20 protein-coding genes are annotated in these 25,271 nt (G+C 71.4%); 10 read left to right on the plus strand and 10 right to left on the minus strand.

What is annotated here, in order from left to right:
- Nucleotide 1: 1 nt before the first annotated feature.
- Nucleotides 2-1,450 (plus strand): aldehyde dehydrogenase family protein, encoded by a 1,449-nt coding sequence (locus tag ACQPZZ_RS11200; RefSeq protein WP_432931345.1) that lies wholly within the window; start codon nt 2-4, stop codon nt 1,448-1,450.
- Nucleotides 1,451-1,518: 68 nt separating this feature from the next.
- On the opposite strand, the gene ACQPZZ_RS11205 is transcribed toward ACQPZZ_RS11200, so the two are convergent.
- Nucleotides 1,519-2,886, minus strand: coding sequence for a S41 family peptidase (locus ACQPZZ_RS11205; RefSeq protein WP_432931347.1), 1,368 nt, complete (start codon nt 2,884-2,886; stop codon nt 1,519-1,521).
- Nucleotides 2,887-2,974: 88 nt separating this feature from the next.
- Here ACQPZZ_RS11205 and ACQPZZ_RS11210 point away from each other — a divergent pair, with 88 nt between their 5' ends.
- The 3 genes from ACQPZZ_RS11210 to ppk2 all read left to right on the plus strand — a co-directional run bounded on the left by ACQPZZ_RS11210 (nt 2,975) and on the right by ppk2 (nt 5,727).
- The gene (locus ACQPZZ_RS11210) at nt 2,975-3,628 is read left to right on the plus strand and encodes a response regulator transcription factor (protein ID WP_432931349.1); all 654 of its coding nucleotides are present in this window, start codon (nt 2,975-2,977) and stop codon (nt 3,626-3,628) included.
- A complete protein-coding gene (locus ACQPZZ_RS11215; protein ID WP_432931351.1) occupies nt 3,625-4,710 on the plus strand; it encodes a HAMP domain-containing sensor histidine kinase in 1,086 nt (361 codons plus the stop codon). Before ACQPZZ_RS11210 ends, ACQPZZ_RS11215 begins: the two co-directional genes overlap by 4 nt.
- A 78-nt stretch (nt 4,711-4,788) precedes the next feature.
- A complete protein-coding gene (gene ppk2 / locus ACQPZZ_RS11220; RefSeq protein WP_432931353.1) occupies nt 4,789-5,727 on the plus strand; it encodes a polyphosphate kinase 2 in 939 nt (312 codons plus the stop codon).
- Here ppk2 and ACQPZZ_RS11225 read toward each other — a convergent pair.
- Nucleotides 5,724-6,401 carry a response regulator gene (locus ACQPZZ_RS11225; RefSeq protein ID WP_432931355.1) on the minus strand — a complete coding sequence of 226 codons (678 nt, stop codon included), beginning with the start codon at nt 6,399-6,401 and terminating at the stop codon, nt 5,724-5,726. The genes ppk2 and ACQPZZ_RS11225 overlap by 4 nt on opposite strands.
- Nucleotides 6,398-7,564, minus strand: a complete 1,167-nt coding sequence (locus ACQPZZ_RS11230) for a sensor histidine kinase (protein WP_432931357.1) — start codon at nt 7,562-7,564, stop codon at nt 6,398-6,400. Before ACQPZZ_RS11230 ends, ACQPZZ_RS11225 begins: the two co-directional genes overlap by 4 nt.
- Before the next feature lie 209 nt (nt 7,565-7,773).
- On the opposite strand from ACQPZZ_RS11230, the gene ACQPZZ_RS11235 reads away from it, so the two are divergent.
- Both ACQPZZ_RS11235 and ACQPZZ_RS11240 read left to right on the plus strand, forming a co-directional pair.
- Nucleotides 7,774-8,991 carry a cytochrome ubiquinol oxidase subunit I gene (locus ACQPZZ_RS11235; RefSeq protein ID WP_432931359.1) on the plus strand — a complete coding sequence of 406 codons (1,218 nt, stop codon included), beginning with the start codon at nt 7,774-7,776 and terminating at the stop codon, nt 8,989-8,991.
- A gap of 25 nt (nt 8,992-9,016) precedes the next feature.
- On the plus strand, nt 9,017-9,958 hold the full coding sequence (locus tag ACQPZZ_RS11240) for a cytochrome d ubiquinol oxidase subunit II (RefSeq protein ID WP_432931361.1): 942 nt from the start codon (nt 9,017-9,019) through the stop codon (nt 9,956-9,958).
- 16 nt (nt 9,959-9,974) lie between these two features.
- Here the strand turns inward: ACQPZZ_RS11240 and ACQPZZ_RS11245 are convergent, their stop codons facing one another.
- Together ACQPZZ_RS11245 and ACQPZZ_RS11250 are read right to left on the minus strand one after the other, a co-directional pair.
- A complete protein-coding gene (locus tag ACQPZZ_RS11245; RefSeq protein ID WP_432931363.1) occupies nt 9,975-10,964 on the minus strand; it encodes a trypsin-like serine peptidase in 990 nt (329 codons plus the stop codon).
- 51 nt (nt 10,965-11,015) lie between these two features.
- Entirely contained in the window at nt 11,016-12,011 is a 996-nt protein-coding gene (locus ACQPZZ_RS11250; protein WP_432931365.1) for a trypsin-like serine peptidase, read from the minus strand.
- 191 nt (nt 12,012-12,202) lie between these two features.
- Between ACQPZZ_RS11250 and dxr the strand changes: the two genes are divergently transcribed.
- Nucleotides 12,203-13,390 carry a 1-deoxy-D-xylulose-5-phosphate reductoisomerase gene (gene dxr, locus ACQPZZ_RS11255; RefSeq protein ID WP_432931367.1) on the plus strand — a complete coding sequence of 396 codons (1,188 nt, stop codon included), beginning with the start codon at nt 12,203-12,205 and terminating at the stop codon, nt 13,388-13,390.
- A gap of 52 nt (nt 13,391-13,442) precedes the next feature.
- On the opposite strand, the gene ACQPZZ_RS11260 is transcribed toward dxr, so the two are convergent.
- Nucleotides 13,443-14,582, minus strand: a complete 1,140-nt coding sequence (locus ACQPZZ_RS11260) for a lytic polysaccharide monooxygenase auxiliary activity family 9 protein (RefSeq protein ID WP_432931369.1) — start codon at nt 14,580-14,582, stop codon at nt 13,443-13,445.
- A 327-nt stretch (nt 14,583-14,909) separates the two neighbouring features.
- On the opposite strand from ACQPZZ_RS11260, the gene ispG reads away from it, so the two are divergent.
- The 3 genes from ispG to ACQPZZ_RS11275 all read left to right on the plus strand — a co-directional run bounded on the left by ispG (nt 14,910) and on the right by ACQPZZ_RS11275 (nt 18,829).
- Nucleotides 14,910-16,076 (plus strand): flavodoxin-dependent (E)-4-hydroxy-3-methylbut-2-enyl-diphosphate synthase, encoded by a 1,167-nt coding sequence (gene ispG, locus ACQPZZ_RS11265; protein ID WP_432931371.1) that lies wholly within the window; start codon nt 14,910-14,912, stop codon nt 16,074-16,076.
- 124 nt (nt 16,077-16,200) lie between these two features.
- Entirely contained in the window at nt 16,201-17,931 is a 1,731-nt protein-coding gene (locus tag ACQPZZ_RS11270; RefSeq protein WP_432931373.1) for an alpha/beta hydrolase, read from the plus strand.
- A 55-nt stretch (nt 17,932-17,986) separates the two neighbouring features.
- On the plus strand, nt 17,987-18,829 hold the full coding sequence (locus ACQPZZ_RS11275; protein ID WP_363648204.1) for a GNAT family N-acetyltransferase: 843 nt from the start codon (nt 17,987-17,989) through the stop codon (nt 18,827-18,829).
- Here ACQPZZ_RS11275 and ACQPZZ_RS11280 read toward each other — a convergent pair.
- The 4 genes from ACQPZZ_RS11280 to ACQPZZ_RS11295 form a co-directional block, all read right to left on the minus strand.
- Nucleotides 18,810-19,226 (minus strand): DUF3037 domain-containing protein, encoded by a 417-nt coding sequence (locus ACQPZZ_RS11280; protein ID WP_432931375.1) that lies wholly within the window; start codon nt 19,224-19,226, stop codon nt 18,810-18,812. The genes ACQPZZ_RS11275 and ACQPZZ_RS11280 overlap by 20 nt on opposite strands.
- On the minus strand, nt 19,223-20,077 hold the full coding sequence (locus ACQPZZ_RS11285; protein WP_432931377.1) for a HipA family kinase: 855 nt from the start codon (nt 20,075-20,077) through the stop codon (nt 19,223-19,225). The genes ACQPZZ_RS11280 and ACQPZZ_RS11285 overlap by 4 nt, the downstream gene beginning before the upstream one ends.
- A gap of 75 nt (nt 20,078-20,152) precedes the next feature.
- Complete coding sequence (locus tag ACQPZZ_RS11290) at nt 20,153-21,484, minus strand: alkyl sulfatase dimerization domain-containing protein (RefSeq protein WP_432931379.1); 1,332 nt, start codon at nt 21,482-21,484, stop codon at nt 20,153-20,155.
- Nucleotides 21,485-21,949: 465 nt separating this feature from the next.
- Entirely contained in the window at nt 21,950-24,799 is a 2,850-nt protein-coding gene (locus ACQPZZ_RS11295) for a DUF222 domain-containing protein (RefSeq protein WP_432931381.1), read from the minus strand.
- Nucleotides 24,800-25,271 lie beyond the last annotated feature (472 nt).

Raw genomic sequence — 25,271 nt, forward strand, 5'->3', positions numbered from 1 at the left:
CATGGACGTGAGCCGCACCTCCGATGATCCTCGCCCCTTCTGGCTCGCCGGCCGTCCCGCCACCGGGGACGCCGAGCAGGCCGTGACCAATCCCCACGACGGCCAGGTCGTCGGCGTCCACTCGGTGCCGACCCCCGAGCAGGTCGAGCAGGCCGTGGCCGCCGCGGACGCCGTGCGCAAGCAGGCCGCGGCCCTGCCCATCCACGTACGCGCCGAGGCGCTGGCCCACGTGGCCCGGCGGCTGACCGAGCGCGCCGAGGAGCTGGCCCGCCTGATCAGCGCCGAGAACGGCAAGCCGATCTTCTGGGCACGTGGCGAGGTGGGCCGCGCGATCTCGACGTTCCGCTTCGGCGCGGAGGAGACCCGCCGCTTCAGCGGCGAGGTGCAGCGGCTCGACACCGAGCCCGCGGCGCAGGGACGGCTCGCCTACGTCTCCCGTGTGCCGTACGGCCCGGTGCTGGCGATCACGCCGTTCAACTTCCCGCTCAACCTGGTGGCGCACAAGGTCGCCCCCGCCATCGCCGTGGGCGCGCCGATCGTGGTCAAGCCGGCGCCCGCGACCCCGCTGTCGGCGCTCGTGCTCGGCGAGATCCTGGCCGAGACCGATCTGCCGGAAGGCATGTTCTCCGTCCTGCCGGTGCCCAACGACCGGGCTTCCTCGCTGGTGGAGGACCCGCGGCTGCCGGTCGTGTCCTTCACCGGCTCGGGGCCGGTCGGCTACTCGATCATGGACAGCGTGCCGCGCAAGCACGTCACGCTCGAGCTCGGCGGCAACGCCGCCGCGGTCGTGCTGGCCGACGCCGACCTCGACTGGGCGGCGAGCCGTGTGGCGCTCTTCTCCAACTACCAGGCGGGCCAGAGCTGCATCGCGGTGCAGCGGGTGATCGTGGAGGACGCGGTCGCCGACGCGTTCGTCGACAAGCTCGTCGCCGCCGTCGGCGCGCTCGTGACGGGCGACCCCGCCGACGACAAGACGCAGGTCGGCCCCCTCGTCAGCGAGGACGCCGCGACCCGCGTCGAGAGCTGGGTCAACGAGGCCGTCGCGGCCGGGGCGCGCCTGCTGGCGGGCGGCACCAGGGACGGCGCCACCGTCGCCCCCACCGTGCTGGCCGACGTGCCCGCCGACGCGAAGGTGGCCCGCGAGGAGGTCTTCGGACCCGTCATGATCGTGCAGCGGGTCGCCTCGGTCGACGAGGCGTTCGCCACCGTCAACGACTCCCGGTACGGCCTGCAGGCCGGGGTGTTCACCCGCAGCCTCGACGTCGCCTTCCGGGCCAACCGCGAGCTGGAGGTCGGCGGCGTCGTCATCGGCGACGTGCCGTCCTACCGCGCCGACCAGATGCCGTACGGCGGGGTCAAGGAGTCGGGCGTGGGCCGCGAGGGACTGCGCTCGGCGATGGAGGACTTCACCTACGAGAAGGTCATGGTGCTCACCGGCCTCACGCTCTGAGCGTTCGCTGAGACCCGAACCGGGCTCGGGGGCCACGTGTCCCCGAGCCCGGTTCTCTTCGTGTGACGCTACGAGAGGAGAGACAGCGCCTCGGCGAGGCCGGGGTCGCGGCCCTTGGCCAGGTCGAGCGCCGTCATGGGGGCGTAGTGGTCGACCGGGACGCCGACGGTGTCGATGGTCTCCCTGGCCGGGCCGAGGTGCCGGACCTTGGGCAGCAGCAGCACGCTCCCGTCGTCGAGAAGGTACGGCTCGGCGGGGCCGGAGATCGCTCCCGCCGTCCGGGTCCCCACGAGAGTGCCCAGGCCGTTGTCCTTCACGGCCGCGCTGAAGTGCTCGCAGGCCGAGGCGCACGCGCGGTCGGTGAGCACGACCAGGCGCACCCCGAGCAGCGGGACCGCGTCGTCGGTGCGGTTGGCCGTGCAGTCGCCTGTCAGCGGGCAGAAGTAGCCGGTGACCTTGCCGTGCGCGAACGCGCCGAGCAGCCGGTTCACCTCATTGGGAGACCCGCCGCCGTTGCCGCGCAGATCGATGACCGCGGCCTTCGACCCCTTCAGTGTGGCGATGACCTGGTCGGCCGCGCCCTCGAAGAACCCGGGCAGCGTCACGTGGGTGACGCCGCCGGGGAGCCTCTTCGCGGTCACCGCCGGTTCCTGCTCTTCCACGGGTCCCGCGGTGAGCTTCACGGTCCGGACGCGTCCCGTCGGGGGCCACTTCAGCGTGAGCCGTACGGTGTCGGAGGCGAACACGTCGACGAGGCTCTGGTTCACCTTGTCTCCGATGAACGCCGGTATGCCGTCCACCTTCTCGACGATGTCGCCGGGCCGGACGCCGGCTTTGTCCGCCGGGCTGTGGGGCATGACGCGGGTGATGTACAGGGGCGGCCGGGCGGCCGGGTCGAGACGCGGCCCCTGCGCGGCCGACAGGCCCGCGATGCCCGTCCCGGTAGGGCCGTCCTCCGGCGGGGGTGCGATCTTCATCACCCGGGCGTGGTCGTCGTGGAGCCCGGCGACCATGCCGGTGATCGCGGCCTGCAGCGCGTCCGGGTCGCCGGTGCCGAGCACACCGGCGACCGCGGCCCAGTCGGCGTCGCGATCCCCCGTCAGCGCGGGCAGGCGCAGGTCCGGCCCGTCCTTCTCACGCCGCATCAGATCCTGGGTGTAGGCGGCCAGGGCGTCCCGCAGCAGGACCTTCGAATCCATCACGGGTCCGCTGTAGTAGTTGTCCAGGACGCACTCGTACGCCTGCCGGAGCGTGTTCACCGACGTCGGAGGCGCGGACTCGGGTGGTGGCGCGGTGATCCGGGCGCACTTGTCATCCAGGGCGGCTCGGGCCGCCGCCGGGGTCGTCACCGGGGTCGCCGCCGCGGCGGGAGCGGAGAAGGGAGCGGGTACCGTGCAGGCCGTCAGCAGAACGGCGGCGCAGAGTGTTCTGATCATGCCGGCCAGCCTGGCAGCGGGCGGGTTTCACGGCCGTTAACGACGGCGTTGACACCGCTGTCGCGCCCCATGACGTAGAAATTCGAGCATGCGGGTTCTCGTGGCCGAAGACGAACGCGATCTGGCCGATCTCGTCGCGATGGGTTTGCGCCGCCACGCCATGGCGGTCGACGTGGTGTACGACGGGGCCGCCGCGGCCGAGCGGCTTGTGGTCAGCGACTACGACGTCCTCGTGCTCGACCGTGACCTGCCCGAGCTGCACGGCGACCTCGTCTGCCGTGAGCTGGTGGCGCGCGGCAGCCGTACGCGGATTCTGATGATGACGGCGGCGGCGTCGGTGCCGGAGCGGGTCGCCGGGCTCGGCATGGGGGCCGACGACTACCTGCCCAAGCCCTTCGACTTCACCGAGCTGGTCGCGAGGGTGCGGGCGCTGGGACGGCGCAGCCGGGACCAGGTGCCCCCCGTGCTGACCCGGCACGGGATCGTGCTCGACACGCACCGGCTCCAGGCGTCGAGAGACGGGCGGCACCTGCACCTGTCGCTCAAGGAGTTCGCCGTCCTTGAGGTGCTGCTGCGGGCGGACGGCGCGGTGGTGAGCGCCGAGCGGCTTTTGGAGGAGGCGTGGGACGAGAACGCCGACCCGTTCACGACCGTGGTGCGGGTGGTGGTCAGCCGCCTGCGCGCGAAGCTGGGCGATCCGCCGTGCATCCAGACCCTTCCCGGCGCCGGATATCTGCTGTGACGACGGTGCGGGTACGGCTCACGCTGATCTACTCGGGGCTCTTCCTGCTCACCTCCGTCGTCCTGCTGGTCATCGTCAACACACTGCTGCGGCTGTCGCTGCACTCGCGGATCGCGCGCTTCCCGGGGCCGTCGGCGGGAGAGGCTCCGCAGGCCCCGGCCGCTCCGGGGCCGGGGGCGGCGGGCGCCCAGTCGCCGCTGTCGGAGCTGGCGCAGGACGTCATCCACTATCAGTGGGACATGAGTGGGCTGGCGATCGCCGTCCTGACCCTGGTGTCGGTGGCCGTGGGATGGGTGATCGCGGGGCGGACCCTGCGGCCCCTCCACCGGATCACCGCCACCGCGCAGCGGCTGTCCCTGTCGACCCTGCACGAGCGGATCGCCCTGTCCGGTCCGCGGGACGAGCTGAAGGAACTGGCCGACACGTTCGACGCGATGCTCGACCGGCTGCAGCGCTCGGTCGAGGGGCAGCGGCGGTTCATCGCGAACGCGTCCCACGAACTGCGGACCCCGCTGGCCGTGCAGCGGACGGCGATCGAGATCGGCCTGCCCGAGGACGTGGGCGAGATCCGCGGCAAGCTCCTGCTCCACAACCACCGCATCGAGACTCTCATCGACGCCCTGCTGGTTCTCTCCCAGGCCGAGCACGGGCTGCGGAAGCGGGACCCCGTGGCCTTCCACGAGGTCGTCCGGCTCGTCCTGGCCGAGACGGACACGGACGAGGTGACGGTGACGGCGCGGATCGAACCGTTCGTCGTCGACGGCGACCCGGTCCTGCTGAACCGGCTCGTCACCAATCTCGTCGACAACGCCGTCCGCTACAACCACCTCGGCGGCGCCGTCGAGGTGACGCTCGCCGGGGGCGTGCTGACGGTCCGCAACACCGGCCCCGAGGTGCCGGCCGAACGCCTGGACGACCTCTTCGCGCCCTTCCGGCGACTGCACACGACCCGCCGGCAGGGATCGGGGCTCGGGCTGTCGATCGTCGCGTCGATCGCGACGGCGCACGGAGCCGTCGTACGGGCACGTCCCAACCCCGGGGGCGGTCTCGAGGCCGCCGTGACGTTCCCGGCGGGTCCGTAGGTCAGCATGAACTTCCCTTGAACAAGTGCGGCGGCGGGATTGAGACGGCCTGACAGGTGCAGTAGAGGGGTCATGGAGATGCCGCAAGCGTCACAGACCGCGCGGGAGCACCCGGACGGCGTCGAGTTGCTGCGCCGTACGCCGGGGCTGAAGGTGCTGGACGACGATGACGACGATCCCGTCCTGGTCCGCGCCGACGGCCACCCGGTGGACACCTGGCGCGAGCACTACCCGTACGACCACCGCGTTCCCCGGCAGGAGTACGACAGACAGAAGCGGTTGCTGCAGATCGAGCTGCTGAAGCTGCAGTACTGGCTCAAGGACACCGGCGGGCGCCTGGTCATCCTGTTCGAGGGGCGGGACGCGGCCGGCAAGGGCGGGACCATCAAGCGCTTCATGGAGCACCTCAACCCGCGCGGCGCGACGGTGGTGGCGCTGGAGAAGCCCAGCGAGCGCGAGCGCGGCCAGTGGTACTTCCAGCGATACGCCGCCCACCTGCCGGCGGCGGGGGAGATCGTGCTGTTCGACCGGTCCTGGTACAACCGGGCCGGGGTCGAGCGGGTCATGGGCTTTTGCAGTCCCGAGGAGTACATGGAGTTCATGTATCAGGCGCCGCTGTTCGAGCGGATGCTCGTGCGCGACGGCATCCGCCTGGTCAAGCTGTGGTTCTCGGTGTCGCGGGCCGAGCAGCGCACCCGGTTCATCATCCGTCAGGTGGACCCCGTCCGGCAGTGGAAGCTGTCGCCGATGGACATCGCCTCGCTGGACCTGTGGGACGAGTACACCCGGGCCAAGGAGGACATGTTCCTCAACACCGACACCGAGGACGCCCCCTGGACGATCATCAAGAGCAACGACAAGAAGCGCGGCAGACTGGAGGCGATGCGCTACGTCCTGTCCCTGTACGACTACGACGACAAGGACGACTCGGTGGTGGGCGAGCCCGACCCCCTGATCGTCCGGTCCGCCGCCGACATCGTCGACGAGGACAACGCCGAGCCGCTGTCGCCGTTCTAGCGACCTCGGCCGGTCTGCCGCCCCGGCAGGACCAGTTTCGACTCGTAGGCGACGATGACGAGCCGTACGCGATCACGGGCGGCGAGTTTCGTCATGATCCTGCTGACGTGCGTCTTGACGGTGGCGGGACTGCAGTAGAGGGAGCCGGCGATCTCGTTGTTGGACAGCCCCCGGGCGACCAGCACGAGCACCTCGCGCTCCCGTTCTGTGAGGTGCTCCATCCCGGGAAAGTGGACGGGGTCGCCGCTGTGGTCGACGTACTCCTCGATCAGCCGCCGGGTCACGGTGGGGGACAGCAGGCCGTCGCCCGCCGCCACCACGCGCACCGCCTCCAGCAGCCCGGTCGGCTCTATGTCCTTGACCAGGAACCCGACGGCGCCCGCGCGCAGCCCTTTGAAGATGTACTCGTCGTTCTCGAACGTGGTGAGGATGACGACACGGACGTGGTCGAGGCGCGGATTCCCGGCGATCCTCCGGGTGGCCTCGATGCCGTCGACTCCCGGCATGCGGACGTCCATGAGGACGACGTGCGGCCGGAGCGAGGCGGCCATCTCGACCGCCTGCTCGCCCCGGCTCGCCTCGCCCACCACCTCGATGTCGTCTTCGGAGTCGAGCAGCACGCGCAGTCCCATGCGCACGAGCGGCTGGTCGTCGGCCAGCAGGACGCGGATCATCTCTCGGGCCTCCGCAACGGCAGGCGCGCCTCCACGACGAAGCCGCGTCCGTCCGCGGGCGCGGCTGTGATCGTGCCGGACATCGCTTCCACCCTCTCCGTCATCCCCGCTATTCCGTTTCCGGCGCGGACGTCGTCTCCCGAGACGCCCCGCCCGTCATCCCGGACGCGCACCAGCACGTCGGCCTCGTTCACATGCACGACGACGCTCGCGTGCGCCGCGCCGGAATGCCTGATCACGTTGGTCAGCGACTCCTGGACGATACGGTAGGCGGCCAGGCCGACGTCCGCGGGCACCCGGCTCGCCCGGCCCCGGACGTCGAGGTCGACGGTGATGCCACCGGCCGCCGCCCGGCCTGCCAGCCGCTCGATGCCCTCCAGGCCGGACGGGGGGAAGATCTCGGCGGCCTCGTCGACGCGGCGGAGCACGTCGAGGATCGAGCGCAGCTCGACCAGCACGTCCTTCGTTACTCGCCTGATCGTCGTCACCGCGAGATGGGCCTTGTCGGGATCCCTGCGCAGGAGATGCTCGGCCACCCCCGCCTGGATGCTGATTACCGAGATGTTGTGCGCCAGCACGTCGTGCAGCTCGCGGGCGATGCGCAGGCGTTCCTGGTCGGCCCGCCGCTGTGCCTCCATCTCGCGGGTGAGCTCGGCTCGTGCCGCCTGTTCCGCGACCACTCGCAGGTGTTCGGCCCTGCTGCGCGACACTTCGCCCACAACGACGATCACCAGAATCCAGATGACCAACCAGATGTTCCCCTCGGAGACGTTCCGCTGTCCGGCGAGGCGGTCGGCCAGCAGCACGACGACGAGGTAGACGGCCGCGCCCGAGAATCCGGCGATCCTGTGTCCGGCGGCGATCGCGGTGTAGACGGCCAGGGCCGGCGCGATGGTGAAGGCGCCGGTCCCGAATCCGAGCCCGAAATAGAGAAGCGACACCAGCATGGTGAGGACCATCACCTGCGGCGGAAATCGGCGTCGCGCCACAAGGAACACCGCGGCCACGACCAGCAACAGGTAGCCGAGCCAGTCAGGCGGGCTCTGCTCCGCCCGGCCTCCGGCCATGACGCTGGTGAGGACGGTGGAGACGGCGACGGCCAATGACAAGGCGCAGTCGACGACGAACGCTCTGGGCATCCGGCGCAAGCTCTCACGACTCACTCGTTTCACCGTATGAGCTCCTGCCGGTCCGCGTAATCATCCCGCGGGATCAGTCGCCGTACCACTGCCGGACATCGCAGGGAATCGATTCCCACCCGAAGTCGTACGCGCCGGGCGACCGCGGTGCGACGACGCGATGCCGGGCACGCGGAAGGCTCGTCACCGGGATTCTCACCGCCGAGATCCGTGCCGACGCCGGAGGAGTAGTAATGGATGTGGCGACGATCGCCCGCCTCCAGTTCGCGACCACCGCTTCGATCCACTTCCTTTTCGTCGCGCTGTCGCTCGGCCTCGTCGTCTTCCTGATCGCCATGGAGACCGCGTACGTCGTCACGGGCAACACGGCGTTCGAGCGTATGACGAAGTTCTGGGGCCGGCTGTACGTGATCAACTACGGCGTGGGCGTCATCGGCGGCATCGTGGTCGAACTGCAATTCGCACTGAACTGGACCACCTTGACGAAGGCTTTCGGCGACGCGTTCGGCGGCGCCCTGGCATTGGAGACCCTGACCGCTTTCTTCGTCGAGTCGACGCTTCTCGGCGCCTGGATTTTCGGCTGGGGCGTGCTCGGCAGGAAGACCCACCTGGTCCTCATCTGGCTCGTCGGGATCTCCGCCTACCTGTCGGCGCTGTGGATTCTCGCCGCCAACGCGTTTCTCCAGCACCCGGTCGGGGCGCCGGACGAGAGTGGCCGCCACCTCGCCGGGTTCGGAGCGCTGCTGCGCAACCCCACCCTGGGGGACGCTTTTCTGCACGTGGTGTTCGCCTCATTGATCGCCGGCTCGATGTTCGTGGCCGGCGTGAGCGCCTGGCACCTCCTCAAGCGCACCGGCGAGGCGGCGTTCTTCCGGCGTTCGCTGCGGATGGCCGTCGCGGTCCTGCCCGTCGGGACGCTCGTCACCGTCCATTGGGGAATGCTGCAACTCGTCGTCATCGAGGACACCCAGCCGATGAAGCTCGCGGTGCTGGAATCGACCGGCACCGGCGTCCACGCGCCGCCGGAATGGGTCGGGGTCGCCTACCAGGTCATGCTGCGGACCGGATTCGGGCTGGTGCTCCTGTCCGTGGCTTTGGCGGCGTTGCTGTTCCGCGACTGGATCATCCGGCTGCGCGTGCCGCTCCGCGTCCTGGTCGCGGCGATCCCCGTTCCGTTCGGGCTGGTCGTGGCCGGCTGGCTGGTGCGCGAGGTGGGCCGCCAGCCCTGGACCGTCTACGGCCTGCTCACCACCGAGCAGGCGGTGACGTCGATGCCCGGGAGCGTCGTTCTCACGACCTTCCTGGTGACGGCCGGGGTGATGCTGGCGCTCGCGGTCGGCGGCTACTGGCTGATCGCCCGCTTCGCCCGGCGGGGACCGGAGGACGGCGCCTTCGGCACGCCCCTCGGCCAGGCCGAACCGGCCGGGCCGGGCGGCGCGGCCATGTTCTGACCTCCTCGATCAGTCGGGAGCACAGATGGAGTTCTTCTGGTACGGCCTGCTCGGTGCGCTGTTCTGCGTCTACCTGATGCTGGACGGCACGGCCATCGGCGCCGGCATGCTGCTGCCCTTCGGCGGGCCCGGCGAGCGGGCGCGGCGCGCCACCGTCACCGCGTTCGGCCCGTTCTTCCTCGGAAACGAGGTCTGGCTGGTGATCACGGTGGCGACGTTCCTGGCCGTGCTGCCCCGACTGGAAGGGCCGGTGTTCCGCGGCCACTATCACCTCGTCGCGGCCGTGCTCGTGCTCTGGACGGTCAGGGACGCCGCCGTATGGTTCCGGAGCCGGCTGGAGAGGCCGGGGTGGCGGCGGGGGTGGGACCGCGTGCTCACCGGAGCGAGCGGAGCCTTCGCGGCGGCGCTCGGACTCCTGGTGGGCGACATGCTGTCCATGACACCGGGGCCGGAGCCGGTCCCGACGTCTTTCGGATGGTATTCGCCGCTGTGGGCGCTGACCGTGACCGTCGTTCTTCTCGTCCACGGTGCCACGTTCCTCGTCGTACGCCTGCCCGGGGACCTGGTCGCGGGCCCGCTGCGGATGGTCCGCCTCCTGGCCCCGCCGGCCGCCGCGTCGTACGCCGTCCTGCTGGGAGCCGGTCTCCTCGCGCGAGTGCCCTCGCTTGGAACGCCGGCGGTCGCCGCCGAGGCGACGGCCATGGTCGCCGTGGCCCTTTCGGCGAGGATCGTGGCGGCCCGGCCCCGTCTCGCACTGGCCTTCACCGCGCTCGCGGCGGCCGCCCCGGCGGTGGTCGTCTGCCTGCACCTGGCGCCGGTCGCCGGGAGTTCACTCGCCGCCGGGTCCGCTCTGGACGGGCTGGGCGGTTTCCTCGTGGTCGTGATTCCGCTCGTGCTGGTGGTTCAGGTGTGGATCTGGCGGGTCTTCCTCCGGCGGATCGACTCGAGTACCCCGGTCTTCTTCTAGCTCGTGTTTCCGGCCGTCACGCCCGTTCGGCGGTGCGGTACAGGTCGCGTACGGCCGGGCCGAAGTAGGGGCCGTACATCGTGCGGTGGTCGTTGCTGTACTTGAAGCTGCTGACGGACGTCAGCGTGCCCCGGCCGGAGGCCGGGTCGAAGCCGCTGAGCCAGGGCCCGCCGCTGGCCCCCGCCGTGAGGTCGCAGCGCAGCCCCTGGTCACGGGTCTGCCTCTGTGGGTCGCCGTGGGGGACGCCCGCGCAGTACAGCAGCCGCTCGCCGTCGTACGGAGGATCCGCGGGGAACCCGAAGCCGTAGGTCCGCCGCCCCCGGGGCGGGTCGAAGGCGATGGGCTGCCCGTCGACCAGGTCGGTCAGGTGCCGCCCGTCCAGGTCGTCCACGGCGACCATGCCCACGTCGTAGTCGTCGTTGCCGGACCGCGACCAGGGCCCGGCGACGAACATCCGCCGCGCGGGGAAGGCGCCGTACGGCTGCCGCCCCTGGTCGTACCCCGGGACGAAGGTCCAGTTCTCCGCCCAGTCTCCGGCGCCGTCCTTGACGCAGTGCCCCGCGGTGACGACCACGTCCCTGTTCGCGCTGCGCACGGCGCTGGCGGAGCAGGAGAAGTCGACGCCGTTCAGCGTGAGGAAGACCCTCCCGGTGGTCCTCGTCACCGAGCCGCCCGACGCCCAGCGCGTGCCGCTCGTGGTGGCGGGGGGCATCGCCGCCGCCTGTCGTATCCTGGCCGGTCCGGCAGGCCGTGCAGGGAGGCCGGGTGCGAGGATCCCTCCGGCGGCCTGGGGCAGAGCGGCCCGGGCGATCGAAGGCAGCGTCGATGGGGCAAGCAGCCCGATGGGGACCGCCCGCGCCATCCGCTGCGGCGTCCAGTAGAGCCCGGAGGCGTGCCCGGCGACGTGTTCCACGACGTCTCCCACCGGGGGAACCTCCCGGCCGGGGGCTCCCAGGAGTCCGGTGACGAGGGCGGCGACGGCAAGCAAGGGGAGGCTCGGGGTCATGGCTTCCGAGTGTGGACCACGGACAGTGCTTTCGTGGTCACTTTCGGTGAATCACGTGAGGGACGTCTTCTGCGCCGCGTTGTAGACCGCCTCGGCCTCCGCACCGAAGTAGGGCCCGAACATCCAGGAGGGCGCGAAGCCGTACTTGAAGCTGTTCACCGAGGTGAGCACGCCGGTGCCGGTGCTCGGGTCGAAGTCGGCGAACCACGGCCCGCCGCTGGCGCCGCCGGTCATGCCGCAGCTCAGCCCCTGGTCCTGCGAGCCGAGGAAGTCGTCGAACGTCCGCCCGCCGCAGTAGACCAGCCTCGACCCGTCGTACTGCCCGCCCGCCGGGTAGCCGAAGGCGTACGTCTGGCGTCCGCGCGGCCGGTTGAACGCGACGCCCTGGCCGCCGACGGCGTCGGTGAGGCTCCTGCCGCCCTGCGGCGCGACGACGGCGGCGGCGACGTCGTAGTCCATGTTCTCGCCGGAGTTCCACTGCGAGGTGGTGAGCAGGGTGGCCGCCGGCCAGGTGCCGTCGGGCCGGTCGCCACGGTCGTAGCCCGGCACGAATACCCAGTTGGCGTGGAAGGCCCCGTTCAGCTTCACACAGTGACCCGCGGTGATCACCACGCTCTTGTTGGCGCTGGTGACCGCGGTGCCCGAGCAGGAGGCGTTCCGCCCGGCGTCCGGCCCGGCCGTGACCGTGAAGAACACCCTCCCCGTCGTCTTCGCGACGGTCCCGCCCGCCGTCCAGGACGAGCCGGAGGTCCGCGACGAGACACGGGCGCCGGTGATGGCCGCGGCGAAGTGCCTGTCGCCGGTGCCGGGCACGTCCAGCGGCTCGGCCGCCTCCATCCTCGCGACGGTCCAGAACTTCCTGACCGTGCGCTGCTCCGTCGTCGTGTCGGCCGCTTCGTGTACGGCGGGCCGGGGACCGGCGGCGGCCGACCGCGTGATGGTTCCCGGCACGGGAGCCGCGGCGCCGCGGGCGGCGGGAAGCACGGCCCCCGCGACCGTGAGGACCGGGACCGAGAGCAGCGCGAGACGTCGTGCGGTGGGGTGCATGCCTACCTCCGGGTCGGGGGGATGTCCTGACGCGGGAAAGTAGCGACGCTTTCCACCGGATTTCTCGCGATCCGCCTATACGGTTATGGCGGTATTCGGGCATATATGTGCTGTTTTCTCCTACGTCCCGGCCGTTCCGCGTACGGCAGTGCCGATGCGGCTCGGGACCGCGGCTTGGGGACAATGGGGGGATGAGCTCCCAATCACTGCCGCAGCCCCGGTCTGTCGTCGTGCTGGGTTCCACCGGCTCCATCGGCACCCAGGCTCTCGACGTCGTCGCCAACGCGCCCGGACGGTTTCGCGTCACCGCGCTCGCCGCCGGCGGCGGCCGGGCCGACCTGCTGGCGAGGCAGGCGGCCGAGTTCGGGGCCGAGACGGTGGCGGTCGCCGACCCGGCGGCCGTACCGGCACTGCGTGAGGCGCTGGCGGCGGCCGGCGCACGGCCGCGGGTGCTGGCGGGCCCCGAGGGGGTGGCGGAGGTCGCGGCGTCGCCCTGCGACGTCGTGCTCAACGGCATCACCGGGGCCCTGGGCCTGACCTCCACGCTGGCGGCGCTCGAGGCGGGCCGGGTGCTCGCGCTGGCCAACAAGGAGTCGCTGATCGTGGGCGGCCCGCTCGTCAAGCGCCTGGCCGGGCCGGGGCAGATGATCCCGGTGGACTCCGAGCACTCCGCGCTCGCCCAGTGCCTGTGGGCGGCCGGGCCCGGCGGGGCCGACCCCGCGGCCGTACGGCGGCTGGTGGTGACGGCGAGCGGCGGCCCGTTCCGGGGCAGGAAACGGGCCGAGCTGACGGGCGTGACGCCGGAGATGGCGCTGAACCATCCGACCTGGAGCATGGGCCCGGTCATCACGGTGAACTCGGCGACGCTCGTCAACAAGGGCCTGGAGGTGATCGAGGCCCACCTGCTGTTCGACATCGGGTTCGACCGGATCGAGGTGGTGGTCCACCCGCAGTCGATCATCCACTCGATGGTGGAGTTCACCGACGGTTCGACGGTCGCGCAGGCGAGCCCGCCCGACATGCGGCTGCCGATCTCGCTCGCGCTGGCCTATCCCGAGCGGGTGCCCGGCGCGGCCCGGCCGGTCGACTGGACCGCCGCCCACACGTGGACCTTCGAACCGCTCGACGACGAGGCGTTCCCCTCGGTCGCGCTGGCCCGTCACGTGGGCGCCCTGGGCGGCACGGCGCCGGCCGTCTACAACGCGGCGAACGAGGTGTGCGTGGAGGCGTTCCTGAAGGGCGCCCTGCCGTTCCTCGGCATCGTGGACACGGTGGAACGCGTGGTGGCCGCCCACACCCCCGGTCCCGCGGCGTCCGTGGAGGAGGTCCTCACGGCGGACGCCTGGGCGAGGGCGCGGGCGGCCGAGCTCACGGCCTGAGCCGGTCCTCGGCGCGACCCGGGTCAGGCGGGCCGCGCCGAGGGCGGGCGGGTCAGGCCGCCGAACAGGTCGGCGTCGGGGTGCCGCTGCTCGATCCGTTGGCCAGGAAGCCGAACGTGGTCGAGGCGCCGGCGCCCAGGCTGCCGTTGTAGTTCACGTTCCGCACGCTGACGTCGCTGCCGGACTGGCTGAGCGTGCCGTTCCAGACCTGCGTGATCGTGCCGCCGCTCGGCTGGGTCCACTTGACGGTCCAGCCGCTGATGGACGAGGAGCCGGCCTTCACCGTCACCTCACCCTGGAAGCCGCCGCCCCACGAGTTGGTCACCTTGTAGGTGGCCGAGCAGGCGCCGTTGCCGGGGTCCGGGCTCGTCGAGGGGCTGACCCGCGGGCTCGGCGAGGTGTTGGGGGAGGTGTCGGGGGACGGGGAGACGGGCGGGTTGGGGGACGGGCTGACGGGCGGGTTGCCCGAGCCGCCGACGCCGGTCACCTCGCCGTGGCCGCCGTCGAAAACGACGTCGGAGCAGCTGTAGAACGTCTCGTTGCTGTCCGAGCGCTGCCACACGGTGTAGATGATGTGGCGGCCGCTCTTACCCGACGGCAGGCGGGCGTTCCAGTAGTAGTGGCCGTCCTCGGTGCCCACCGAGCCGACGCTCGGCGGGTTGGTGACGCTGTCGAACGGCGTCGACTCCAGGTCGCTCCAGGCCAGCGGGCGGGTCGGGCTCCAGGAGTCCTTGGTGATGTACGACCGGAACGTGCCGGGGTGCGCGGCCCACTTGTTGTACTTGAACTCCATGGTCGCCCCGGCCGTCAGGTGGGTGACCGGCCAGTCGTCGCGGGCGAGGTCGAAGCCGCTGAAGTCGTAGACGACCGCGCCGCCGCTGCACAGCTGCCCGTCCGGGATGAAGCCGGACATCCGGCCCGCGCCGTCTGAGCGGAGCACGGCGAACCAGTTGTACAGCGCGTTGGTCCCGCCCTTGGCGACCGCGGCCGCGCAGGCGGGGTTCTTAGGCTGGATGGCCCCGCTCGAGGTCGTGCCGTCCTTCCAGCACAGGTAGGTGCGGCTGCCGGGCGCCATCGGGGCGCCGTGCGCGGACGCCGGGGAGGCGAGTACGACGGCGGAGACGAGGGCGGACAGTGCGGCGACGATCAGCCCGATCGTCGTCTTCGTTACTTTTCTTCGTGGTCTACCCACGGGCTACCCTTTCGCGTGGTCATGGCTGCCGCACTCGTGGTGCAGCACGGCACCGCCGACGGCGCGAGCACGTCGGCCCGGGGGGACAGCCGTTTGACTTACCGACCAGGTGGTGCGTAGAGCGCTCTCGCGATTCGGACTCTAAGTCGGCTTCCTCGCGGCTGCCCACCCGGGCGCGGCCGCGGAACCCGTCCTCGCAGGTTCTTCGGCGGCGGGTCATGAAACCTTCATTCGTTGTGAAAAGGTTTCGGGCCGTCCGGCGTCGCGGCACTCCTTAGACTGGGAGGGCCCTTCCATCGGGCGTCGCCTATTACGCAAGGTGCAGAAATGTCTGTTGATCTCGGGATTCCCGCCGTACGGACCCAGCCGATCGCCAAGCGGCGGGTGTCACGTCAGATCATGGTCGGCTCGGTTCCCGTCGGCGGGGACGCGCCGGTCTCGGTGCAGTCCATGACGACCACGCTGACCGCCGACGTGAACGCCACCCTGCAGCAGATCGCCGAGCTGACCGCGGCGGGCTGTCAGATCGTGCGTGTCGCCGTGCCGTCCCAGGACGACGCCGACGCGCTGCCGGCCATCGCGAGGAAGTCGCAGATCCCCGTGATCGCCGACATCCATTTCCAGCCCAAATACGTCTTCGCGGCGATCGACGCCGGATGCGCGGCCGTGCGGGTGAACCCCGGAAACATCAAGAAGTTCGACGACAAGGTCGGCGAGATCGCCCGCGCGGCCTCCGACGCCGGGGTGCCGATCAGGATCGGCGTCAACGCCGGCTCGCTCGACCCGCGGCTGCTGCAGAAGTACGGCAAGGCCACCCCCGAGGCGCTGGTGGAGTCGGCGTTGTGGGAGTGCTCGTTGTTCGAGGAGCACGGCTTCCGCGACATCAAGATCTCGGTCAAGCACAACGACCCGGTCGTGATGATCCAGGCCTACCGGCTGCTGGCCCGGCGCTGCGACTATCCGCTGCATCTGGGGGTGACCGAGGCGGGGCCGGCGTTCCAGGGCACGATCAAGTCGGCGGTGGCGTTCGGCGCGCTGCTGGCCGAGGGCATCGGTGACACGATCCGGGTGTCGCTGTCGGCGCCTCCGGTGGAGGAGGTCAAGGTCGGCGCCCAGATCCTGGAGTCGCTGGGGTTGCGTGAGCGGGGCCTGGAGATCGTCTCGTGTCCTTCCTGCGGGCGGGCGCAGGTGGATGTGTACACCCTGGCCGAGCAGGTGCAGGCCGGCCTCGCGGGGCTGAAGGTGCCGCTGCGGGTGGCCGTGATGGGCTGTGTGGTCAACGGCCCGGGCGAGGCCAGGGAGGCCGACCTCGGTGTCGCCTCCGGCAACGGCAAGGGCCAGATCTTCGTCAAGGGCGAGGTCGTCAAGACCGTGCCCGAGTCGCGGATCGTCGAGACCCTGATCGAGGAGGCCCTGCGCATCGCCGAGGAGATGGGCGTCGACGTCGACCTCGACGACGACGAGACCACCGGCCCGGAGGTCGTCGTCCGCTGACCGCCGAGTTACACAACGCAATGCTCTGACTACACAATGGCAATGATCGGGTAGTGCGGAACGTACCTCACCGGTCACACCGCGAAGCTGTCCTCTGCTGTTCGGAAGCAGAGGAGCGATGCCGGTGAAGCGGGTCGTTGGTGTGGTCGCGAGTATGGCGACGCTGGTCGCCGGGCTGGTCGGACCTGGAGCGGCCGCCGAGGCCACTGAGGCCACGGAGCGGAGCGGCGGATCGGCCCCGCACGATTGGGCGTGGGAACCCGGACCGGGTCAGCGGGGGCACTGGGGGCCGCCGCAGCGTCCGCTCGAGTGGAAGCAATGCCCGCCGGAGACCAAGTCGGCCTCCGGCGGTCTGCTCGGTCTCGCCCGGGCCCGGTCCCTTCAGCCGTCTCGCCGGGGCGAACGGCGCGAGCCGGTGCAGGAGTGCGCGGAGCTGCGTGTCCCGCTCGACTACCGCGAGCCGTACGGCCAGCAGATCACATTGGCGCTCAACCGCGTCAGAGGCACCGCCTCGCGTGACGGGAACCATCTCGGCGCGCTTCTGGTGAACCCCGGCGGCCCGGGCGGCGAGGGGCTCAGCCTGGCGAGGTATGTCGCGGCGCGGCTGCCCAAGGACGTCGCGGCGCGATTCGACGTGGTCGGTTTCGCGCCGCGCGGGGTGGCCCCCAGCCAGCCCGCCCTGTCGTGCGTGGACCCGGCCCGCTTCTACGCGCCGCCCCGGCCGGACAACGTGCCGAGGAACGACGCCGAGGAGCAGGTGCTGGTCGGCCGGGCCAAGCAGTACGCCGAGGGCTGTGGCAACCGCTGGGCCTGGTTCCTGCCGTACCTGACGACCGAGAACAGCGCGCGGGACATGGACGCGGTGCGTGCGGCGCTCGGCGAGGAGAAGATCAGCTACCTCGGCTACTCGTACGGCACCTATCTGGGGGCGGTCTACGCCACCCTGTTCCCGCAGCGGGTGCGCCGGCTCGTGCTCGACAGCGTGGTGGACCCCGACGGGGTCTGGTACGAGGCCAACATCGCCCAGGACCGCAGCTTCGACCGGCGGCACCGCGACTTCCTCGGCTGGGTGGCCGAACACGACGACGTCTACAAGCTGGGCGCGACGCAGTCGGCGGTGTCCTTCGCGTGGTACTCCATGCGCTCCCGCCTGCGCGACAGGCCCGCGGGCGGGATCGTGGGCCCGAGCGAACTGGACGACGTCTTCTCCAACGGTGCCTACAGCGACCGGCTCTGGCCGTACCTGGGGGCCGCCTTCTCGGCCTACGTCCGCGAGGGAGACCCCTCGGTCCTGGTGAAACTGTTCCACCTGGAGGCCGAGATCGACGCCGAGGAGGAGAACTCCTATGCGGTCTACCTGGGGGTGGAGTGCCGGGACGCGGCCTGGCCCCGGTCGTGGGACCGCTGGCGGGCCGACACGCGCAGGGCGCACGCCGAGGCGCCGTTCATGGCCTGGCCCAACGCCGTCTACAACGCCCCGTGTGCCTTCTGGCCGGAGAAGGGCGGCACGCCGCCCAAGGTGGGCACGTCACACCTGCCGCCCGTCCTGCTCATCCAGGCCGAGCGCGACGCCGCCACGCCGTACGAGGGGGCGCTGCGCATGCGCGGCCTGTTCCCGACCGCGCGCCTGCTCACCGCGGGCGGCGGCAACCACGGCGTGTCGCTCGCCGGCAACGCGTGCGTGGACCGGCAACTGGCGACCTACCTGCGGGACGCGGCGCTGTCGCCGCAACGCAGGGGCAAGCGGGGCGCCGACGCGACCTGCCCGGGCGGACCGGAGCCGCGGGCCACGCTGATGAAGGTCGCGGCGGGCGCGCGGGGGTCCGCGTCCCACGTCTCGGCCGTACGGCGCTGAGCCCCCCGGGCCGATACATCCCAAACGCGAACCGTTCGCGTAGGCTGGGCCCGTGATGCTGCGAACATCGGCGTCGCGCGTGCTCGACGACAGCGATCGTGACGAGGTGCTGGCGCTCCTCGACACCGATCCGGTCGCCAATGTGTTCGTAGCGGCCCGGGTCAGGGCCGTCGGCCTCAGCCCTTCACGGCTCGGCGGTCAGATGTGGGGCTACGGCCCGCGCGGCGGGCTGGTGTCCCTGTGCTACGCGGGCGCCAACCTGGTGCCCGTGAACGCCACCCGCGAGGCGATCCAGGCCTTCGCCGACCGGGCCCGCAAGCAGGGCCGTCGCTGCTCGTCCATCGTCGGCCCCGCCGCCGCCGTGGAACAGCTCTGGGAACGGCTGGAGCCGCACTGGGGCGCCGCCCGGGCGGTCCGGTGGGCCCAGCCGGTCATGGCCACGAGCTCCGCGCCCTCCGTCGAGCCGGATCCGCTTGTACGCAGGGTCCGTCCCGAGGAGTTCGGCATCCTGCTGCCCGCCTGTGTCGCCATGTTCACCGAAGAGGTGGGCGTCTCGCCGGACAACGGCGACGGTGGAGCGCTCTACCGGTCCAGGGTCGCCGAGCTCATCCGTATCGGGCGGTCCTACGCCCGTATCGACGACGGCCAGGTGGTCTTCAAGGCGGAGATCGGCGCCGTGACGCCGCAGGCGTGCCAGATCCAGGGCGTGTGGGTCCATCCCGACCTGCGTGGGCGCGGCCACGCAGGGGCCGGCATGGCCGCCGTGGTCGAACAGGCGCTGAAATACTTCGCCCCGGTCGTCTCCCTCTACGTGAACGACTTCAACCTCCCGGCCAGGGCCGTCTACCGCAAGGTGGGCTTCGAGGAAGTCGACATGTTCATGTCTGTGTTGTTCTGATCCCCGCGTCGGCCTGCGCCGGCCGCACCAGCCGGGTCAGCAGGTGGTCCAGCTCGGCCGCCGGGTCGCCGGTCAGCCCGGCGTGCACCGGCCCGGTCTGCACGACCGTGCTGCGTGGCGCGGTGAGCCAGCGGAATCGCGCGCCCAGCGGCTCCCCGCACAGGGGCCCCGCCTCCTCGCCGCACGCCCGCTCGTAGGCGGTCAGGGCCAGCCGTACGCCGGGCAGATCCACGGGCGCGCCCAGCGCCAGCAGCCGGGCCTCGTCCAGCTCGACCCGTGCGCACAGGTAGCCGCGCGGCTGGCAGTAGAGGATGACCCCCGCGTTGACCAGTTCGCCCCGCTCCACGCTGGGCACCACGCGAATCACCGCGTACTCGTAGACGTCCAGGTCGCTCATCGGCCCCCCTCCCGGGTGGCGCGCCAGAAGCCGCCGATCGTCGCGCCCCGCCCGCCGCCCCGCCCGTCGCGCCGTACGGGAGCGGAGGCGGTGGCGTTGTCGGTGGCGGGGTCCGGCAGCCAGTCGCGCGGCCCGGCGACCCGGGCGAGCAGGTGCTCGCTGTAGGCCCGCCGCACGGCCTGCGCGTCCGCGAAGCCCGGCTCGCCCTCCAGCCACTCGTCCGGCACGAGCGCGGTCACCTCGTCGAGCAGCGGGCGGGTGACGAGCCCGGCCAGGTCCGCATCGGCCTGATCCAGCTTCGTCGCGTACGGCGCGAGCACGTGGTCGCGGCCGTCGAACCGGCGGCGCGGGTCGGCCTTCGGCCAGTTGTGGTGGAACCACAGGGCCGCACCGTGGTCGATCAGCCACACCCCGCCGTGCCAGACGAGCAGGTTCGGGTTGCGCCAGCTCCGGTCGACGTTGTGGACGAGCGCGTCGAACCACAGCACGCGGGAGGCGAACTCGGCGTCGGGCTCCCAGGCGAGCGGGTCGAAGCCGAGCGCTCCGGGCAGGAAGTCGATCGCGAGGTTGTGCCCGGCGCTCGCGGTGAGCAGATCCTGAATCTCCTCGTCGGGCTCGCGGGCGCCGAGCTGCGGGTCGAGATCGATCACCTTGAGCTCCGGGGTGGCGAAACCGAGCCGCCTGGCGAGTTCGGCGCAGACGATCTCGGCGACGAGCACCCGCCGGCCCTGCCCGGCTCCACGGAACTTCACGACGTATGTGCCGAGGTCGTCGGCTTCGACGACGCCGGGCAGCGACCCGCCCTCCCGCAGGGGCGTGACGTACCTGGTCGCCGTGATCTGTTCGAGCACGAGAGGAAGGCTACCGTCAGGGCCGGCGGGCGCTCCCCTCCCCGCGTCCGCCGGCCGTCGTGACGGACAAGCTCGTCAGTTGGCCTTGCTCGGCAGCCACCACATGCGGCCTTCGGCGACGTCGTGATAGACGTCGAGCAGATCCATACCGGTGGTCTTGCTGCGTGACTCCGCGGCGGCCCACGCGTACACGCCGCGGGCGATCGCGCCGCGCTCCTGCTGGACCCGCATCGCGTAGACGAGGGCGCGGATCTCGTGCACCCGCCGGTCCTCCGGCTCGGCCTGCGCGGCGAGCTCGGCGAGCTGGCAGGCCAGACGCAGGTCGCCGTCGGCCGCCGCGGCGACGGCCCGGCCCGCGACCGACGCCGCGCCCGCCGACAGCTCGGCGACCGCGCGGGCGAACACGGCGTCCGGCGCGGGCTTGAGGTTGGCGGGGTTGCCGTCATGCCAGCCGCCGTGCAGCCGCCAGATGTTGCGCACGATGAACTCGGGCTCGTCGTGGCGCTCGCGCAGGTAGGGCCGCGCGGCGAGCGCGGGCGGCGGTTTGACCGAGTGCAGGATCTCGTCCAGGCGGGCCCCGGCGTTCATCAGGTCGAGCGTCTGCTCCACCAGGCTGTCGAGATAGTCGGCCGTGTCGGTGAGCGCCCGGCGCACCCGGGCGGACCCGAAGATCGGCAGTCCACGCCCGGGGAGCAGCAGGCCGGCGTCGAGTGCGGCCATCGCCCGCAGCGCCACCGCCCAATCGTCCGGATAGCGCTGGGTGCGCTGTGGGTCGCCCGCCCCCGGCACCGTCCAGGCGAACAGGTCGCCGGTCAGCAGCACACCCCGTTCGGGCAGGAACGCCCAGGTGGCGTCGTCGGTGTCGCCACGGGCGTGGGTGAGCTGGAAGGTCACATCTCCCAGGGACAGGGACAGCCGGTCGCGGTAGGTCACATCGGGGAGCCGTTGCGGTGGCGGCCAGACCAGCTTGGGGAAGCCCTGCTCGCGCAGGTCGACGAGTGCGTTGTAGCCGGCCGTCCTGCCCTGCTGCGCGAGCCTGCGGGCCAGCCCCTCCTGCGCCACGACCAGCGGTCGCGGGCCGGGCTCGGCGTCGAACTCCTCCATTCCGGCGAGCCGGTCGCCCCGGCTATGGGAGAAAATCGCATACTTGAGCGGCTCGGCCGACCACTTCCTGATAACGCGGTACGGCCGTGGGACGTCCCCGTCGTCGCCCATGTCGCCGGTGTCGAAGAGACCCAGCCCGTCCTCGCCGCGGATCACGTACACGTTGCCGCACGCCGGCCACATCCCCACGCCGTAGGTGATCTCCTGCACCCCGTCGCGGCGCAGCTCCGTGTAGGGCACGTCCTCCGGGCGCACCGAACCACGCCAGACCTCGTCGGCGTACGAAAGGATCGGTGATTCCATGGTCAAAAGCCTGATCCTTCGTGTGGACGGTGCACAGTAGGGAGATCCCTAATGTCCGTGCCTGCCGGTGACGCCTGCGCGGTCCGGCACGACGGCCGGACCGTCGCCGTTCCCAGGGGTGCGTGAGCTCCCACCTGTGCGCTCCCGCCTGCACGCTCCGTCGACCCCGGCACGCCTGGGGACCCGTGCTCAGCCCAGGGCTCGCGCACCCGCACCCCGTAGTACGCCCGCGATGCGGCGGCCACACGCCGAACCCTGAGGCGTAGCCGCGCTGCCGCATGCCGCATCGGTGAGCTGAGCCCGCACAAGGACCGCTAGCCCCTCGTCGCCGCCCAGGCCCCCCTCGTCGTGTGGGTCGGCGTTGTGTGGGTCGGCGTCGTGTGGGTCACGGGCGGAGCCGTCGACGTCGGTGTCCCCGGCGGTGCGGTGCTGGAGCGGATGGGGGTGCCGGGGGCGGGTGGTGGTTCAGAACGGCGGTACTTCGAGGTTGTTTGTGAAGGTGGTTATTGTTGTGTTGCCGCCGGCCTGCTCATCCGTCCGGTGGGTTGTTCGGCTGCTTGTCTCGCCGCTGGTCGTGTTGTGGCTTCCGGTGGTGGTGGGGGCCGTGGGCGGGTGTGGAGGAGTCATGATCGTGGTGGGTGCTCCGGCGTGGTCTGCGGGCAGGCGTCCGGGCGGGGCGTCGGGCCAGTGGCGGGGCTGGGGCTGCGGGGCGGGCTGGATGATCGCCGGGAGCGGGCGTGCGTAGGTATGCCCGAGCGGGCTGGTCCAGACGATCAGCTGGGGTCCACGTGAGGTGACCCGCCAGCCGCCCAGGTGTCTGGCGCGGTGGTCGTGGCGGCAGGCGAGGTGGAGGTTGGCGGCGGTGGTGACGCCGTTGTCGGCCCAGGCCTGGATGTGGTCTTGGTCGGTGCGTGTGGCGGGCATGCGGCATCCCGGCCAGGAGCAGACCCGGCCGCGGATTTGGACGTAGCGGCGTAAGGCCGCTCCGGCGTGCCGGCGATCGGCCGATTCGGGTGAGCCGGCCGGCTGTGGCCCAGCGGCGGGCCCGGTCTGGGGGCCCGGGTGCCCGGTGTCGCTGAGCTGGGCACAGCGGCGGGCCAGGTCGGCGACCAAAGGCGCCCAATCCGCGGCACCAGCAGCGGCGACGGTATTGGCAGCGGTCGCGGCGGGTGCGGTGACGGTATTGGCAGCGGTCGCGGTGGCGGCGGTCGTGGTGGCGGCGGTGGTGGTGGTGGCGAGTTCGCGTAGCCGGGTGAGGGTGATCTGGAGTTCGACGATGCCGCCGCGGGCGTCGCGTGGGGGCCGTTGCGCGGTGGGGCAGGGGCGCCGGCGGGTGATACCGGTCAGCAGTAGGTGCCCGTCGTCGGCGCAGATGGCATAGCGCCACTGCCCGCTGAGCATGCCGGCGACGATGCGGCGGGCGTGAGCGGCGTGGACCATGCCCCAGCCGGGCAGGTGGGCGGGGTGCTCGTCGAGGCCGAGCAGGGTAGTCAGTTCCACCCGTATTTCCGGTATCGACCACCTCCAGCCCGCGACCGGCCGCTCACCGGCATGGTCAAGCCCTCGCCGGAGTCCCTTGTGCCCGGGTCCGTTCCCCGCCTCGTGGGCGAAATCGTGGCGGTCCTCACTCCCGGGGCTGTGCCCGCGCGGTTGCCCGGGGCTGCGCCCACGCTCGTGTTCAGGGCTGTGCCCGCGCTCGTGGGCGAAGTCCTGCCGGTGCTCGTGTGCGGAGTTGTGCCCGCGCTCGTGGGCGAAGTCCTGCCGGTGCTCGTGTGTGGGGTTGTGCCGGTGCCTGTGCGCGACCTCTTCGCTGGGCCTGTGTGCGGGGCTGTGCCCGTGCTGGTGTCCGGGGGTGGTTGCCGGTTCGCTGGTCCCGCCGGGTAGCCCAGGACGCGCAGCACTACCGCCCTTGTGGCCGGCTCCGCCATGGGTTGCCGCGCGCGTTCCACCGTGGGGTTCAGGGCGTGTCCCCGCGTGGGGTTCAGGGCGCACCTGGCCGGACGTCTCACGGGGCACCTCAGGGCGAACCGCGGTTGCGGTCTTCTCGGTGGTCTCGCCAATGGTCCCCACCGCAGTTCCGCTGCCGGTCTGGTCGCTGGTGCCTTCACCGGTTTCCTCGCCGGTCTGGTCGCCGGGCTCGCTGCTGGTCTCGTCAGCGGTTCCCCTACTGGTTTCCTTACCGGACTCGCTGCCGGGTGCGACGCCGGTCTGGTCGCTGGTGCCTGCACCGGTTTCCTCGCCGGTCTGGTCACCGGACGCGCTGCTGGGCTCGCTGCTGGTCTCGTCAGCGGTTCCCCTGCTGGTTTCCTTACCGGACTCGCTGCCGGGTGCGACGCCGGTCTGGTCGCCGGTGCCTGCACCGGTTTCCTCGCCGGTCTGGTCGCCGGGCTCGCTGCTGGTCTCGTCAGCGGTTCCCCTGCTGGTTTCCTTCCCCGCCGCAGTCGGGGGTGGGGGTGCAGGCGAAAGGTCAGGGGAGCCGGCCGGGGCGTCGGAAGAGGAGGTGTCACAGGCGTCCACGAAAGGGTGAGCGCGGACATGAGCGATGATCTCGGCATCGGACAGGCCTTCGAAGCTGCCGTCCAGACTGCCCAGGAACAGATCAGCACGAATGTGATCGACGGGACGGCGGTCCCCGGCGCGTTTGCACGCCCGGGCCAGCTCATCGATGCGCTCACACCCGGCCACCGCCCGCTCCAGCGGCAGATCCAGGCCCGACACCGTCGCGGTGCCGTCGTCGTTGCGCATCCCGACCACCCGGCGCCTGCGCACCGCCTCCCGATAACGCCTTTCCGCCCAGCCCGGATCGATCGCCAGCACCAGACGCTGAATCTGCTCCACCAGCTCCCCCACCGTCCAGGTCGCGGCCTGGCCGATCAAGTGCTCGCAGACCCAGCCGGCCTGAGCGTCGGTCAACCCGCCGGTCCACCGGATGAAGGCCACCGCCCGCGGCTCGTCCAGCGTGCCCGCCAGCATGGCCTCCCCCAGGACGGGAAGACGCCGGTGCAGGTTCCAGGCCAGATCGAACGCCGAATCCGCCCGGCGGCGGGACCACACCAGCGCCGCCCGCGCCTCATCGGGAGCGAACTCCTCCGGCACGTGCAACCGGACCACGCCGTCGCCGGAAAACTGCTCACGCAGCCCGACCTCCAGCAGCGCCTGCAAAAACCGCGCCCGGTCATGACAGGACTGCCGGTAGGCCGCCTTGAGCACCTCGACGGTGTCGAACCCCGACACCCGCTCCACCACGATGCCGGCCAGCAACCCGGCCAGCTCCGCCCCCGGCGCCATCGCCGCCAGCCCCTCGGGAATCGCCACCGGCGCCTGCCGCGGCCGGCACGACGACGCCGGCCGCTGCCGTCCACACGGCGACGACACCGGCACAGGCACAGGCGCGGACGCCGACGTGGACGTGGACGTGGGTGCGGACGTGGAGGTGGGTGCGGACACGGCGGGTGGCCCTCCGGGGAGCGGAGACACAGGCGGCTGATGGGTTCCCGACCGCCCGGATCGGGACGTCCTTCACGCAGACTCGGCTCAACACACGGCGTATGGCCCTCGACGGCCCGCCAGCAAGGCTCACCTGTAACGGCTACCCCAACCCTACCTCGAACACACCATCGAACCAAGCCCCGACCAGCGACAACATGGAGCCACAACCCGCTCCCAGCCTCACCACGCCACCCCCAACCGAGCCCCAGGACGTCGAAAACCCGGACCGGCAACCACTCCCGACAACACCAAGCGCCAAGCACCAAGCACCAAGCGTCAGGCGCCAGGCCCAGGCGGC

The sequence above is a fragment of the Microbispora sp. CA-135349 genome, from assembly GCF_050947365.1.
Taxonomy (GTDB): Bacteria; Actinomycetota; Actinomycetes; order Streptosporangiales; family Streptosporangiaceae; genus Microbispora.